This is a genomic window from Serratia nevei (assembly GCF_024160145.1).
GTDB classification, from domain to species: domain Bacteria; phylum Pseudomonadota; class Gammaproteobacteria; order Enterobacterales; family Enterobacteriaceae; genus Serratia; species Serratia nevei_A.
This window is the reverse complement of record NZ_JAMYWQ010000017.1, coordinates 59770-72904: the sequence shown is the minus strand read 5'-3', so window position 1 is coordinate 72904 and position 13135 is coordinate 59770. Positions and strand designations below refer to the sequence as shown.

Below are 13135 nucleotides of genomic sequence, written 5' to 3'. Positions count from 1 at the left end.
GGGGCTGTGCTACAATGCGCGCCCTGTATGAAAAACCCAGTTTTATTCCCGCCAGAGGTTGGCATGTCCACGCGAATTTTAGCGATCGATACCGCGACGGAAGCCTGTTCCGTCGCCGTCTGGAATCAAGGCGAAGTCCACGCCCTGTTTGAGCTGTGCCCACGCGAGCATACGCAACGTATTTTACCTATGGTGCAGCAGGTGCTGGCGGAATCCGGCCTGGCGCTCAACCAGCTCGATGCGCTGGCCTTTGGCCGCGGCCCCGGCAGCTTTACCGGGGTGCGCATCGGCATCGGCATCGCGCAAGGCCTGGCGCTGGGCGCCAATCTGCCGATGCTCGGCATTTCCACGCTGCAAACCATGGCGCAGGGCGCCTGGCGCGTCAGCGGCGCGGAGCGCGTGCTGGCGGCGATCGATGCGCGCATGGGCGAGGTCTACTGGGGGCAGTTCGAACGCCTGGCGGACGGCAGCTGGCAGGAAAGCGAAGGTGAGGCGGTGCTGTCGCCGGTGCAGGCGCTGGAACGCGCGCAGCGCCTGCAGGGCGAATGGGCCCACGTGGGCACCGGCTGGCAAACCTATCCCGATCTGGTCAACGGTTCCGCGCTGAGCGTGCGTGACGGCCAGATGCTGTTACCGCAGGCGGAAGACATGTTGCCGTTGGCGCTGCACGCCTGGCAACAGGGGCTGGCGGTGGCGGTGGAAAACGCCGAGCCGACCTACCTGCGTAATGAAGTCACCTGGAAAAAATTGCCGGGCCGCGAGTAATCGCGGCTTATTGTGCTGTTGTTGATATCGGGCGATGACGGCCTGCAACTTGAACGATGAAACGCGGTCAAAGTTACAGACATTTCAGGAGATTGCGATCATGTTAATCCGCACTGCAAGTAAAAAGCTGTCGCTGCTGGCCGTCGCCTGCGGCGCGCTGGTTCTGACCGGGTGTGTCACCGTACCTGATGCGATCAAAGGCTCCAGCCCTTCGCCGGTGACTCAGCTTTCCTCGGTACAAAATGCACCGAACCTGTTTACCGGCGCGGAAGCCCGCTTCGGCGGCACCGTGGTGAACGTCGCCAACGAACAAGGGCGCACGGTGCTGGAGATTGCGGCGGTGCCGCTCGACAGCGGGGCACGGCCAATATTGGGTGAACCGTCGCGCGGCCGCTTGCTGGCCACGGTAAACGGTTTCCTCGAACCGGTCGATTTCAAAGGCCAGTTGGTGACCGTCGTCGGCCCGATTACCGGTTTGAAAGAGGGGCGGATCGGCATGACGCCGTATCGCTTCGTGACCATGAACGTCACCGGTTTCAAACGCTGGCATCTGGTGCAGCAGGTAGTGATGCCGCCGGCGCCGATGGGCCCCTGGGGCTGGCGCGGTGGTCCGTGGGGACCCGGTTGGGGCGCAGGCTATGGCTGGTACAACCCCGGCCCGGCAGAGGTGCAAACCATCGTAACCGAGTAGCATACGCTTGATGTGAACAAATTTGACAGGGCGGCTCCGGCCGCCCTTTTGCTTTTTTGGATAAGGAATATCCGACAATTAGTGACGTACATCGCAACCTGAATAATGTTTAAAACCCGAACTGGTCTGCTGAGTTAAAATATTGTTATGGTTGGGCTGCGAGTTTGAGGGCTGCGATGATAATTAGTAATGATTTCAGGAGTAATACCTTGGATAAGGTCTGGTTAAAACGGTATCCGGCAGATGTGCCCGCAGAGATTGATGCCGATCGCTATTCGTCGTTGATCGAAATGTTTGAGCATGCCGTACAGCGCTATGCCGATCAGCCTGCCTTTATCAATATGGGCGAGGTGATGACCTTCCGCAAACTGGAAGAACGCAGCCGGGCTTTCGCGGCTTACCTGCAAAATGAACTGGGCCTGAAGAAGGGCGATCGCGTCGCGTTGATGATGCCCAACCTGTTGCAATACCCTATCGCCCTGTTCGGCATTCTGCGTGCCGGTATGGTGGTGGTCAACGTCAACCCGCTGTATACCCCGCGAGAACTGGAGCACCAGTTGAACGACAGCGGTGCCAGCGCCATCGTCATCGTCTCCAACTTTGCCCATACGCTGGAAAAAGTGGTGTTCAACACCCAGGTCAAGCACGTGATCCTGACGCGTATGGGCGATCAACTTTCGGCCGCCAAAGGCACGCTGGTCAACTTCGTGGTCAAGTACGTCAAGCGTCTGGTGCCGAAATACAACCTGCCGGACGCCATTTCATTCCGCAGCGCGCTCCAGCGCGGGCGGCGCATGCAATATGTGAAACCGGACATCATTAATGCCGATCTGGCCTTCCTGCAATACACCGGCGGCACCACTGGGGTGGCGAAGGGCGCGATGCTGACGCACCGCAACATGCAGGCCAACCTCGAGCAGGCCAAAGCCGCCTATTCGCCGTTGTTCCGCGAGGGGCAGGAATTGGTGGTAACGGCGTTGCCGCTGTACCACATTTTCGCGCTGACGGTGAACTGCCTGCTGTTTATCGATCTGGGCGGGCGCAATCTGCTGATCACCAACCCGCGTGATATTCCAGGGTTGGTGAAGGAGCTGGGTAAATATCCGTTCACCGCCATGAGCGGGGTGAATACCTTGTTCAACGCGTTGCTGAACAACGAAGAGTTCCACAAGCTCGACTTCTCTACGTTGCGTTTCTCGGTCGGCGGCGGCATGTCGGTGCAAAAAGCGGTGGCCGAGAAGTGGGAAAAAACCACCGGCAAACACCTGCTGGAAGGCTATGGCCTGACCGAGTGCGCACCGCTGGTGGCCGGCAACCCTTACGATCTGAAACACTACAGCGGCAGCATCGGGCTGCCGGTGCCGTCGACGGACATTCGGCTGGTGGACGACAATGGCCACGACGTGCCGCCGGGCGAACCGGGCGAACTGTGGGTCAAAGGGCCGCAAGTTATGTTAGGCTATTGGCAGCGCCCGGAAGCCACCGACGAAGTGCTGAAAGGTGGCTGGCTGGCGACCGGTGATGTGGTGACCGTGGACGATCAGGGGTTTGTGCGCATCGTCGACCGCAAGAAAGACATGATCCTGGTCTCCGGTTTCAACGTGTATCCGAATGAGATCGAGGACGTGGTCAGCCAGCATCCGAAAGTGCTGGAATGTGCGGCGATCGGCGTGCCCAGCGAGGCCTCCGGCGAAACGGTGAAGATCTGCGTGGTGAAGAAAGACGCCTCGCTGACCAAGGAAGAGCTGTTGACCCATTGCCGTCGCCACCTGACCGGGTATAAAGTGCCTAAAATTGTTGAGTTCCGCGATGAACTGCCGAAGTCGAACGTCGGCAAGATTTTGCGGCGAGAACTGCGCGAGGAGCAAAAAACGCCGAAGCCGGCGGATGCCGCCTAGGTGTCGCTCTCGCGCCTGACTATCAACAACGCCGGTGAATGCCGGCGTTGTTGTGTTTGAATCCTACAAGAGAATGATGTTTTGAATTATCAGTTGATCACTACCGATGCCGGATTGCAGCAGGTCTGCGAGCAGGCGAGAAAGCATGCCCAGATTGCGCTGGACACCGAGTTTGTCAGAACGCGCACCTACTATCCGCAGCTGGGCCTGATCCAGCTCTACGACGGTGAACAACTCTCCCTTATCGACCCTCTGCCGATCAAGCAATGGCAGCCGTTTGTCGAGCTGCTGGCCGACACCGCCGTGGTGAAGTTCCTGCATGCCGGCAGCGAAGATCTCGAAGTGTTTCTCAACGCCTTTAAAACGCTGCCGACGCCGATGGTCGATACCCAGATCCTGGCGGCCTTTACCGGGCGGCCGCTCTCCTGTGGCTTCGCGACGTTGGTAGCGGAGTACATGAAGGTTGAGCTGGACAAGAGCGAATCGCGCACCGACTGGCTGGCGCGTCCGCTGACCGAAAGGCAGTGCGTGTACGCGGCCGCCGACGTGTTCTACCTGCTGCCGATGGCCAAACAGCTGGTGCAGGAGACCGAAGCGGCCGGTTGGACCGCAGCGGCCAATAACGAATGCCTGCTGCTGTGCCAACGCCGCAGCGAGACGCTGGCACCGGAATTGGCCTACCGCGAAATCAGCAATGCCTGGCAGCTGCGCCCGCGTCAGTTGGGCTGCCTGCAGAAGTTGGCGGAATGGCGGCTGCGCCAGGCGCGCGAGCGCGATCTGGCGGTGAACTTCGTGGTGCGTGAGGAGAATCTGTGGCAGGTGGCGCGCTATATGCCGTCTTCGCTGGGAGAGCTGGATTCGCTGGGGCTGAGCGGGCCGGAGATCCGATATCACGGTAAAATGCTGCTGGCGCTGGTGGCGGAGGCCGAAGCGCTGGAGGAGTCCGAGTTGCCGGCGCCGTTGGCTAACCTTATCGATCAACCGGGCTACAAGAAGGTGTTCAAAGACATCAAGGCGGCGATCGCCACCGTCAGCGAGCAAAGCGGGCTGAGCAGCGAGCTGCTGGCATCCCGTCGCCAAATTAACCAATTGCTGAACTGGCATTGGAAACTGAAGGACGGCGAGAGCCGCCCCGAATTAATCAACGGCTGGCGTGGCGATCTATTAATGGCGCCGCTGCAGGACATCTTGAAAGATTATTAATCGCTGATTATCACCAGGGCAGGGTAGGGAAACTCTGCTCGGGTGAATATAGGCAGGAAATAATGCGTTGAAGGTAAATCTGGCCAAAATTTACTTTAAACGAGGTGGCGGCAAAGTTAATTGGGAATAGTCCCAAAGGGGAAAATCGCTTTTTGCTACCGATAACGCTTAATAACTGGATGCGCATACAGTTACCCCCTGCATAAAATATACAGGGGGTAATTAATGCTTCGCAATCATTTAGCTGCTTCTTCCGATTCCGGCAATGTCACGTTAAGTTCAAGTACCGAAATATCGTCCCCTTTCTGCTCGAACTGCACGTGCAGCATTTCAGGATCGATCTGAATGTATTTGCAAATAACCGCCAGAATATCGCGTTTCAGATCAGGCAGATACGGGGGCTCACTGTCCCCGCGACGACGCTCTGCGACGATAATCTGCAGCCGTTCCTTGGCTATATTGGCTGTCTGTTTTTTGCGGGACAGAAAGAAGTCTAATAAGGCCATGGTTTATCCCCCAAAAAGGCGTTTCAGGAAACCCTTCTTCTCTTCTTCAATGAAGCGGAATGGGCGTTCTTCCCCCAACAAGCGGCAAACGGTATCGTCATACGCCTTACCGGCGTCTGACTCGGCATCCAGAATGACAGGCTCACCCTGGTTGGAAGCGCGCAGCACGGACTGGTCTTCCGGAATGACACCCACCAGCGGAATGCGCAGGATTTCCAGCACGTCTTCCATGCTCAGCATGTCGCCACGGCTGACTCGCCCCGGGTTGTAACGGGTCAGCAGCAGGTGTTCCTTGATCGGCGATTCGCCTTTCTCGGCGCGGCGCGATTTGGAAGAGAGGATGCCCAGGATACGGTCGGAGTCACGTACCGAAGAGACTTCCGGGTTGGTGGTGATGATAGCTTCATCGGCGAAATACAGTGCCATCAGCGCACCGGTTTCGATACCGGCCGGTGAGTCGCACACCACGAAGTCAAAATCCATCTCGCCGAGATCGTTGAGGACTTTTTCAACGCCTTCGCGGGTCAGCGCGTCTTTGTCGCGCGTCTGCGAAGCCGGCAGGATATAGAGGTTTTCAGTGCGTTTGTCTTTGATCAACGCCTGATTCAGCGTGGCGTCGCCCTGAATCACGTTCACGAAATCATACACTACCCGACGTTCGCAGCCCATGATCAGGTCAAGATTACGCAGGCCGATATCGAAATCGATCACGACGGTTTTCTTGCCTTTTTGGGCCAGGCCGGTAGCGATGGCCGCGCTCGAAGTGGTCTTGCCAACGCCCCCTTTACCCGATGTAACAACAATAATGCGTGCCATGAAATGGATTCCTTGTCAAAAGGGCTTAATTTAAAGGTTGTATGGTTAAAGCGTTATCCAACAGGCTGAGTCGTACGGCCTGCCCGACGTAATCGGACGGGATTTGGTCGCTCAACCAGTACTGCCCTGCGATAGAGACTAGCTCAGCCGCCAGGTGGGTGCAAAAAATCTGACATTGCGTGTCGCCTGACGCGCCTGCCAGTGCGCGGCCGCGCATCATGCCGTAAACATGAATGTTGCCGTCGGCAATCAGTTCGGCGCCGGCGCTGACGCTGTTGGTCACGATGAGATCGCAGTTGCGGGCGTAAATCTGTTGGCCGGAACGGACAGGCGTGCTGATGATGCGCGTTTTGGCGGGAGCGTTGTCCGCCACCACGGGCGCCGGCGCAGGCTCCGGTGCCGCCATTTTCTGGCCTTTGCCTTCGCTCAGCAGCGGCAGCCCGGCACGGGCTATCGCGCGTTTTTGACGCTCATCTCTGCAACCGCTGATCCCCACAACGCGCAGACCTGCTGCCGCGACAGCCTGTTGAAGTTCTTTCCAGTTCGCATCGCCTTCCAGCGTTGCAACGTTGATAACAACAGGGGCGTTTTTCAGAAAAGCGGGCGCTTGCTCCACTTTTTCCTGCAACGCCTGACGTATTACCTCTGGCTGCGAATTATGCAAATGAACAACCGATAGGGTAAAACTGCTGCCTTTTAGCTCAATTGGCGATTGTGACATCTATCCTGACTCAGTCTCAGCAACTTTAAATCCCCGGAATACCACTCGGGGTGCGATATTCCGATGTACTATAAGCATGTTATAGTCAGAGTTATATCCAGGCAAGACGCTCCCTCAATTAAATAGAGTTAAAAAAATGCTTTGTGTGATCTATAGAAGCCCGAAACGCGATCAAACTTATCTTTATGTCGAAAAAAAAGACGATTTCTCTCGTGTGCCGGAAGAACTGATGAAAAGTTTCGGCGTGCCGCAATTCGCCATGATGCTTTCGCTCGATGAGCGCAAGAAATTGGCCTCGGCGGATATCGAAAAGGTGAAGCAGGCGTTGAAAGACGAGGGTTATTACCTGCAGTTCCCGCCGCCGGTAGAAAACCTGCTCAACCAGCATCTGGCGGGCGACAAGGCCTGAAAAAGCGGCCACGGCCAGGGGAGGCGGGATGAGACGCTCGGCGAGAAGAACCGCATTGGCCGCCTGGCTGGCGCTGGGCGGGGTGCTGCTACCGGGCGTACCGCCGGCGGCGCAAGAGACGACGCTGGCGGCGAGCGGCCGCGATCCGGCGCAGTTTCCGGCGTATGTCGATCAGCTCAAGCGCCGGGCGCAGGAACAGGGCATCAGCCAGGCCACTCTTGACCGTGCTTTTGCACAAATACATTTCGTCGATCGGGTGATCAAGGCCGATCGCAATCAGCCGGAGCAGAAGGTCACCCTGGACGACTACCTGCGGCGGGTGATGTCGCCCGTCAAGGTGCGTCAGGGGCGCGAGCTGTATCGGCAGCGCCAGGCGCAATGGATGCGCGCCAGCGAGCGCTATCGGGTGCCGGGGCGCTATATCATCGCACTGTGGGGCATGGAGAGCGCCTACGGCAAGATTCAGGGTCGGGAAGACGTGGTGTCTGCGCTGGCGACGCTGGCGTTTGAAGGGCGCCGCGAGGCCTTTTTCAGCCAGGAGCTGATGGCGGCGCTGCGAATAGTCGAGCAGGGGCACGTCGGCGATACGCCGCTGAAAGGCTCCTGGGCCGGCGCCATGGGGCAATGCCAGTTTATGCCGAGCTCCTTCCTGCGTTATGCGGTGGACGGCGACGGTGACGGGCGCATCGATATCTGGAACAACATTGATGATGTCTTCGCATCTACGGCCAGCTATTTGTCCAAAGAGGGCTGGCAGCCCGGCATCGGCTGGGGGCGCGAGGTCAGACTGCCCGCCGGTTTCAATCGGGCCGAGCTGGGGTTGAAAGACGCGCAGGCGCGCAGCGTCAACGCCTGGCAACAACGCGGGGTGCGGCGTGCGGATGGCAGTGCGCTGCCGCAGGCCGTTCAGCGTGGCTGGATCATCGCGCCGGATGATCTGCAGGGGCGGACGTTCCTGGTCTATGATAATTTCCGCACCCTGATGCACTGGAATCGCTCTTACTATTTCGCCATCGCCGTGGGTATGATGGCGGACGCGATCGGGCATTGATCCGGCACACCAATAATCGGCTTGGCGCGCCAAGCCTCCACAGTTTGGGAGAAGCGGTATGTATCAACATAGAGACTGGCAGGGTTCGCTGCTCGATTTCCCGGTGAACAAGGTGGTCTGCGTCGGCAGCAACTACGCCGATCACATCAAGGAAATGGGCAGCGTGGTTTCCGTCGAGCCGGTGGTGTTTATCAAACCGGAAACGGCGCTGTGCGATATTCGTCAGCCGGTGGCCATCCCCAAGGAGTTCGGCTCGGTGCATCATGAGGTCGAGCTGGCGGTGCTGATCGGCACGCCGTTGAAACAGGCCAACGAAGACCGCGTTGCGCGAGCGATCGCCGGTTACGGCGTGGCGCTCGATCTGACGCTGCGCGATCTGCAGGCGGGCTTTAAAAAAGCCGGTCAGCCGTGGGAAAAGGCCAAGGCCTTCGACGGTTCCTGCCCGATGTCGGGGTTTATTCCGGTGGCGGAATTCGGCGATGCGCAAAACGCCGAGCTGTCGTTGACCGTCAACGATCAACTGCGCCAGCAGGGCAATACGCGCGACATGATCACGCCGATCCTGCCGCTGATCAGCTACATGAGCCGTTTCTTCACGCTGCGCGCCGGTGACATCATCCTGACCGGCACGCCGCAGGGCGTGGGCCCGATGGCCTCCGGCGACATGCTGAAAATCAGCCTGAACGGCAAAACGCTCAGCACCCGCGTGATCTGATCTCACTTGCCGCCGGCATCGTCGGCGGCAAAGCTTGCATCTTGTGGCTAATATGTCTATATAGTCCCCCCTCGAACCTGTGCGCAGGTGACTTATCCATTTACCGAAACCGGACGCTAACATGTCACAACTCGCTTTTTGGCAACAGAAAACGCTGGCGGAAATGTCAGAACAAGAGTGGGAATCGCTGTGCGACGGGTGCGGGCAATGCTGTTTGAATAAGCTGATCGACGAAGATACCGACGAGATTTATTTTACCAACGTAGCCTGCAACCAGCTCAACATCAAATCCTGCCAATGCCGCAACTACGAGCGGCGCTTCGAGCTGGAAGAAGACTGCATCAAACTGACGCGCGAAAATCTCACCACCTTCGATTGGTTGCCGCCGACCTGCGCCTATCGTCTGATTGGTGAAGGCAAACCGCTGTTCCCCTGGCACCCGCTGCTGAGCGGCTCCAAGGCGGCGATGCACGGTGAGCGCATCACGGTGCGGCATATCGCGGTGCGCGAGAGCGAAGTGGTGGATTGGCAGGATCATATCCTCAACAAGCCGGACTGGGCCAGATAAAGCCGCCCGCTTTTTGTCGGATGCCCTGGGGGGGGAAGGCCAGACGGGGCATTTCCCCTTGAGCGACTTTACCTGCGAGAGTGATGCGGATAGCCCAACCCGTTGTTTCACTTCCGTTTGTCACGGCGGTGCCAGCGAGCCAGATTTTTCAGCGGCTGCTTCACATACGGGCTGGCTTTGATCAGGCTGAACAGCAGCTTATTCACCGCCGTCCCCACCTTGTCCATCGGCCGGTCGATATCGAGAAACAGCACTGCACGCAGCTCGTCGGTATCATTGCGCACCTCGTGCTCGTAGGAATCATCAAACAGGATCACCTTGCCTTCATTCCAGTGCAGGATCTGATCGTCAACGCGGATCCATAGCTTTTCCCGATCCTTTGGCACGATCAATCCCAGATGTGCACGCACCACGGCGCGGGTCGGGCCCTTGTGGGGCACGATGTGATAGTGCGGTTTCAGGATCGAAAACATCGCGGTGCGCATGCCGGGGATCTCGCTGACCGCTTGTGCGGTGCGTGGGCAAATGGCGCAGTTCTCATCGATCCGTTGTCCGTAGACGAACAGCCCGAAGGTTTTCCAGTTATCCCCTTTAGAGATGCGTTTCTGATCCGGAGATATTTGGTGGAACGCGGGAATATCTTCCGGGTGTTCCAGCAGGCGATCCAACTCCTCGCGTATTACCGGCCACTGGGCTTCCAACGCTGCCACCCAATTAAATTCATGATTACCGATCTGCGGCGTAGTCGAGATTAGCGAATGGCGGGTCTGAAACTCGCCGTTCCAGCGCAGGAATCTTTTTCCTGCCTTGAGCAGCATACGGCGCAGAAAGGGGCGTTGAGGTGACGGGGGCAATGCGGTATCCGGCATAAAACGTGTCCTTAGGCTGGGCCTGGCTCACCAGAGGTAAGGGGGAGAATCAGAGCGTCATTCAGCATAAGGAAAGTATCGCGAATGATTTTAATCATTAGTGCGCGAACGGTGAGCGGTTGCTCAAGATAAAGGGGAATTTTCGCCACTCAGGGGGAGGGGAAAAAAGCCCCTGCAAAGATGAGGGGCAAGACACACAACAACACCAGGGAAATCGGTAATACTCACTTTGCCGATACTATAAGGATTTTACGGGCAAACTTCACCAAAATATTGTGCTCTGAATGTGACAAAGGCGCATTCGCTCATAAGCGACGGTAATTTATTCATGCCGTCAGACGCTGGGAAAAACGTCGGCGCGGCCTGTTTTTTGCCGGCGGGCATCGCAGAAGTTTAATGTTATGTAAATTACGTGCTTAATCGAAGCGGAATGCTTCTTTTTAAACGATAAGTTGGGTAATTTGGCCGCTCTCCCGCAAGTTCGAGAGTATAACAATGAAAATGGTCCGTCTGTTTGCCGTGGCTGGAGCGCTGATCGTGCTCGTTTACTTCCTTACACATACCTGAGGTGGGGCTATCTCGGAATGTGGCAGCAATACCCTAAAAAAACGGCGCCTTTTGGCGCCGTTTTTTGTTTGTTCGCCGATCAGCGGCCGAACAGATCGCGGCGACGTGGGCGAACAAATTGTGCGATCAGCACAATCAGCGCCACCAGCAGATAGGCACCGAAGATGCCAACCAGCCACTGGGGCATTTCCAGCGTCAGGAACTGCCATTGGCGCACGGAACAGTCGCCGGAGGCGTGGAACACCGCCGGCAGCCATTTGTCCAGCGGCAGCCAGGACGGGAAGCTGACGAAGAAATCGCAGGTATTGAACGGCGAAGGGTGCAGTTGGATCATGGTGTGCTTCCACGCCAGCTGTACGCCTTCCCAGGCGCTGTAGATCCACAGCAAGATCGCCGCATAGCGCAGCGGAGTTTTCGGCGCGATGGCGCCCACCAGCGAGGCGCCGAGGATGCCGAACAGCGCGCAACGCTCGTAAATGCACATGACGCAGGGCTGCAGCAGCATAACGTGCTGGAAATAGAGCGCCACCAGTTCCAACACCAACGCTGTCAGGGCCATCAGCAGCCAGGCGCCGCGTCCTTGTGAACAGCGGTTAAAGAATTGCAACATATCTAGATTCTTCCATGCAGTAAGCAATTGAACCGGCAGTGTAAACCAATTCCCCCTCGCTGCCAGCCACCTGGGCCGGATTCCGCGTAAAAATAGTCGGTTCCCACTGCCGGCGTCACATCAGTGGCCGACGGCGTCGATGGGCGGCAGCGCCAGCCAATGCCACTGCGTCAACAGCTCGGTTGCCGGTTCCAGCGTGAACTGGACGCACAGCAGACCGACCACCGTCAGCACTACCGTATAAGGCAGGGCCATCCACACCATGCGGCCATACGACAGACGCACCAGCGGCGCCAATGCCGACGTCAGCAAGAACAGGAACGCCGCCTGGCCGTTAGGGGTGGCGACCGAAGGCAGGTTGGTGCCGGTATTGATGGCGACCGCCAGCAGTTCGAACTGTTTCAATGCGATAGCGCCGGTCTCGAGCGCGCTGCGCGCCTCGTTGATGTAGACCGTGCCGACGAACACGTTGTCGGAAACCGACGACAGCAGGCCATTGAACAGATAGAACAGCGAAAGCTGAGAGGCGGGCTCGGCGCGCAACACAAACTGGATCACCGGGCTGAACAGGTGCTGTTCGATGATTACTGCCACCACGGTGAAAAATACCGTCAGCAGCGCAGTGAACGGCAGCGCTTCCTGGAACGCTTTGCCGATGGCGTGCTCATCGTTCACGCCGCACAAGGACGTGGCGAGGATGATCACCGAGAGGCCGATCAGCCCGACTTCCGCCAGGTGGAAGGCCAGCGCCAGCACCAGCCAAACGCCGATCAGCGCCTGCATCACCAGCTTGAGCCGTTCTTGTTTGCTGCGGCCGGCGGTAGCCTTGCGGTCATACTCCTTCAGCACGTCACGCACCGCTTCCGGCAGCTGTGTGCCGTAGCCAAACAGGCGAAAACGCTCGACCAGCCAACAAACCAGCAGGCCGCAAACCAGCACCGGCAATGTGACCGGCGCCATCCGCAGGAAGAAATCGATAAAGCCCCAGCCTGCGCTTTTGGCGATGATCAGGTTCTGTGGTTCGCCCACCATGGTCATGACGCCGCCGAGCGCGGTGCCGACGCCGGCGTGCATCAGCAGGCTGCGCAGAAAGGCGCGGAATTGCTCCAGCGTCTGTTTGCGCTCTTCACCGGTGAAATCGCTGTCATCGCCGATGTCGCCGTCGGGGCGATTCGAGGTCACGTTGTGGTAGATGGAGTAGAATCCCGTGGCCACGCTGATCACTACCGCCACCACCGTCAGCGCGTCGAGGAAAGCGGAAAGGAAGGCGGCGGCCAGACAGAACGCCAGCGACAGCAGCGTTTTCGAACGGATGTTGAGCAGCAGCTTGGTGAACACGAACAGCAACAGCTGCTTCATGAAGTAGATGCCGGCCACCATAAAGACCAACAGCAACAGCACTTCCAGGTTATGTTCGATCTCCTGCGAGACCTGCGCCGGGCTGGTCATGCCGATGGCCACCGCCTCCAGCGCCAGCAGGCCGCCCGGCAGCAGCGGGTAGCATTTCAACGCCATCGCCAGGGTAAAGATGAACTCGACCACCAGCAGCCAACCCGCGATAAACGGGCTGGCGAAAAAGAACACCAAGGGGTTGATCGCCAGAAAAATGATGATGGTCAGTTTGTACCAGTCGGGAGATTGCCCCAGGAAATTTTTGAGCAGGGCGCTGCGCAGGGTGGTTTCCATTGTCCTCTATGCATCCTTAAATCAGTCGTAGCACGTACCCTAACAATGCGGCGGGGGCGG

At 58.0% G+C, this 13135-nt stretch carries 14 protein-coding genes; 8 read left to right on the top strand and 6 right to left on the bottom strand.

The genetic code is table 11. From position 1 onward, the window contains the following. Positions 1 to 63: 63 nt before the first annotated feature. The 4 genes from tsaB to rnd all read left to right on the top strand — a co-directional run bounded on the left by tsaB (position 64) and on the right by rnd (position 4557). Positions 64 to 765, top strand: a complete 702-nt coding sequence (tsaB, locus tag M6G53_RS13605) for a tRNA (adenosine(37)-N6)-threonylcarbamoyltransferase complex dimerization subunit type 1 TsaB (protein WP_253332173.1) — start codon at positions 64 to 66, stop codon at positions 763 to 765. A gap of 100 nt (positions 766 to 865) precedes the next feature. Next, positions 866 to 1456, top strand: coding sequence for a Slp family lipoprotein (locus tag M6G53_RS13600; protein ID WP_253332171.1), 591 nt, complete (start codon positions 866 to 868; stop codon positions 1454 to 1456). Between the two features lie 209 nt (positions 1457 to 1665). After that, entirely contained in the window at positions 1666 to 3354 is a 1689-nt protein-coding gene (gene fadD, locus M6G53_RS13595; RefSeq protein ID WP_253332168.1) for a long-chain-fatty-acid--CoA ligase FadD, read from the top strand. Between the two features lie 81 nt (positions 3355 to 3435). Further along, the gene (gene rnd / locus M6G53_RS13590) at positions 3436 to 4557 is read left to right on the top strand and encodes a ribonuclease D (protein ID WP_253332166.1); all 1122 of its coding nucleotides are present in this window, start codon (positions 3436 to 3438) and stop codon (positions 4555 to 4557) included. A 236-nt stretch (positions 4558 to 4793) separates the two neighbouring features. On the opposite strand, the gene minE is transcribed toward rnd, so the two are convergent. From minE to minC, 3 genes are read right to left on the bottom strand one after another with little or no spacing between them, the layout of a single operon-like run. Beyond that, a complete protein-coding gene (gene minE, locus M6G53_RS13585; RefSeq protein WP_004932303.1) occupies positions 4794 to 5063 on the bottom strand; it encodes a cell division topological specificity factor MinE in 270 nt (89 codons plus the stop codon). Positions 5064 to 5066: 3 nt separating this feature from the next. Further along, the gene (minD, locus tag M6G53_RS13580) at positions 5067 to 5879 is read right to left on the bottom strand and encodes a septum site-determining protein MinD (protein WP_004932300.1); all 813 of its coding nucleotides are present in this window, start codon (positions 5877 to 5879) and stop codon (positions 5067 to 5069) included. Positions 5880 to 5904: 25 nt separating this feature from the next. Next, positions 5905 to 6600 (bottom strand): septum site-determining protein MinC, encoded by a 696-nt coding sequence (gene minC, locus M6G53_RS13575; protein WP_253332164.1) that lies wholly within the window; start codon positions 6598 to 6600, stop codon positions 5905 to 5907. Between the two features lie 136 nt (positions 6601 to 6736). Between minC and M6G53_RS13570 the strand changes: the two genes are divergently transcribed. The 4 genes from M6G53_RS13570 to ycgN all read left to right on the top strand — a co-directional run bounded on the left by M6G53_RS13570 (position 6737) and on the right by ycgN (position 9343). Further along, the gene (locus M6G53_RS13570; RefSeq protein WP_004932294.1) at positions 6737 to 7009 is read left to right on the top strand and encodes a YcgL domain-containing protein; all 273 of its coding nucleotides are present in this window, start codon (positions 6737 to 6739) and stop codon (positions 7007 to 7009) included. Positions 7010 to 7037: 28 nt separating this feature from the next. Further along, entirely contained in the window at positions 7038 to 8060 is a 1023-nt protein-coding gene (locus M6G53_RS13565; RefSeq protein ID WP_253332163.1) for a lytic murein transglycosylase, read from the top strand. A 58-nt stretch (positions 8061 to 8118) separates the two neighbouring features. Further along, positions 8119 to 8775, top strand: a complete 657-nt coding sequence (locus tag M6G53_RS13560; RefSeq protein ID WP_253332160.1) for a fumarylacetoacetate hydrolase family protein — start codon at positions 8119 to 8121, stop codon at positions 8773 to 8775. 121 nt (positions 8776 to 8896) lie between these two features. Then, positions 8897 to 9343 carry a cysteine cluster protein YcgN gene (ycgN, locus tag M6G53_RS13555; RefSeq protein ID WP_025159803.1) on the top strand — a complete coding sequence of 149 codons (447 nt, stop codon included), beginning with the start codon at positions 8897 to 8899 and terminating at the stop codon, positions 9341 to 9343. Between the two features lie 107 nt (positions 9344 to 9450). On the opposite strand, the gene M6G53_RS13550 is transcribed toward ycgN, so the two are convergent. The 3 genes from M6G53_RS13550 to nhaB form a co-directional block, all read right to left on the bottom strand. After that, positions 9451 to 10212 carry an aspartyl/asparaginyl beta-hydroxylase domain-containing protein gene (locus M6G53_RS13550; RefSeq protein ID WP_253332159.1) on the bottom strand — a complete coding sequence of 254 codons (762 nt, stop codon included), beginning with the start codon at positions 10210 to 10212 and terminating at the stop codon, positions 9451 to 9453. Between the two features lie 646 nt (positions 10213 to 10858). After that, positions 10859 to 11389: a disulfide bond formation protein DsbB gene (gene dsbB, locus M6G53_RS13545; protein WP_004932277.1), complete on the bottom strand. Its 531-nt coding sequence runs from the start codon at positions 11387 to 11389 to the stop codon at positions 10859 to 10861. Between the two features lie 120 nt (positions 11390 to 11509). After that, positions 11510 to 13075, bottom strand: a complete 1566-nt coding sequence (gene nhaB / locus M6G53_RS13540) for a sodium/proton antiporter NhaB (protein ID WP_253332157.1) — start codon at positions 13073 to 13075, stop codon at positions 11510 to 11512. Positions 13076 to 13135: the final 60 nt, after the last annotated feature.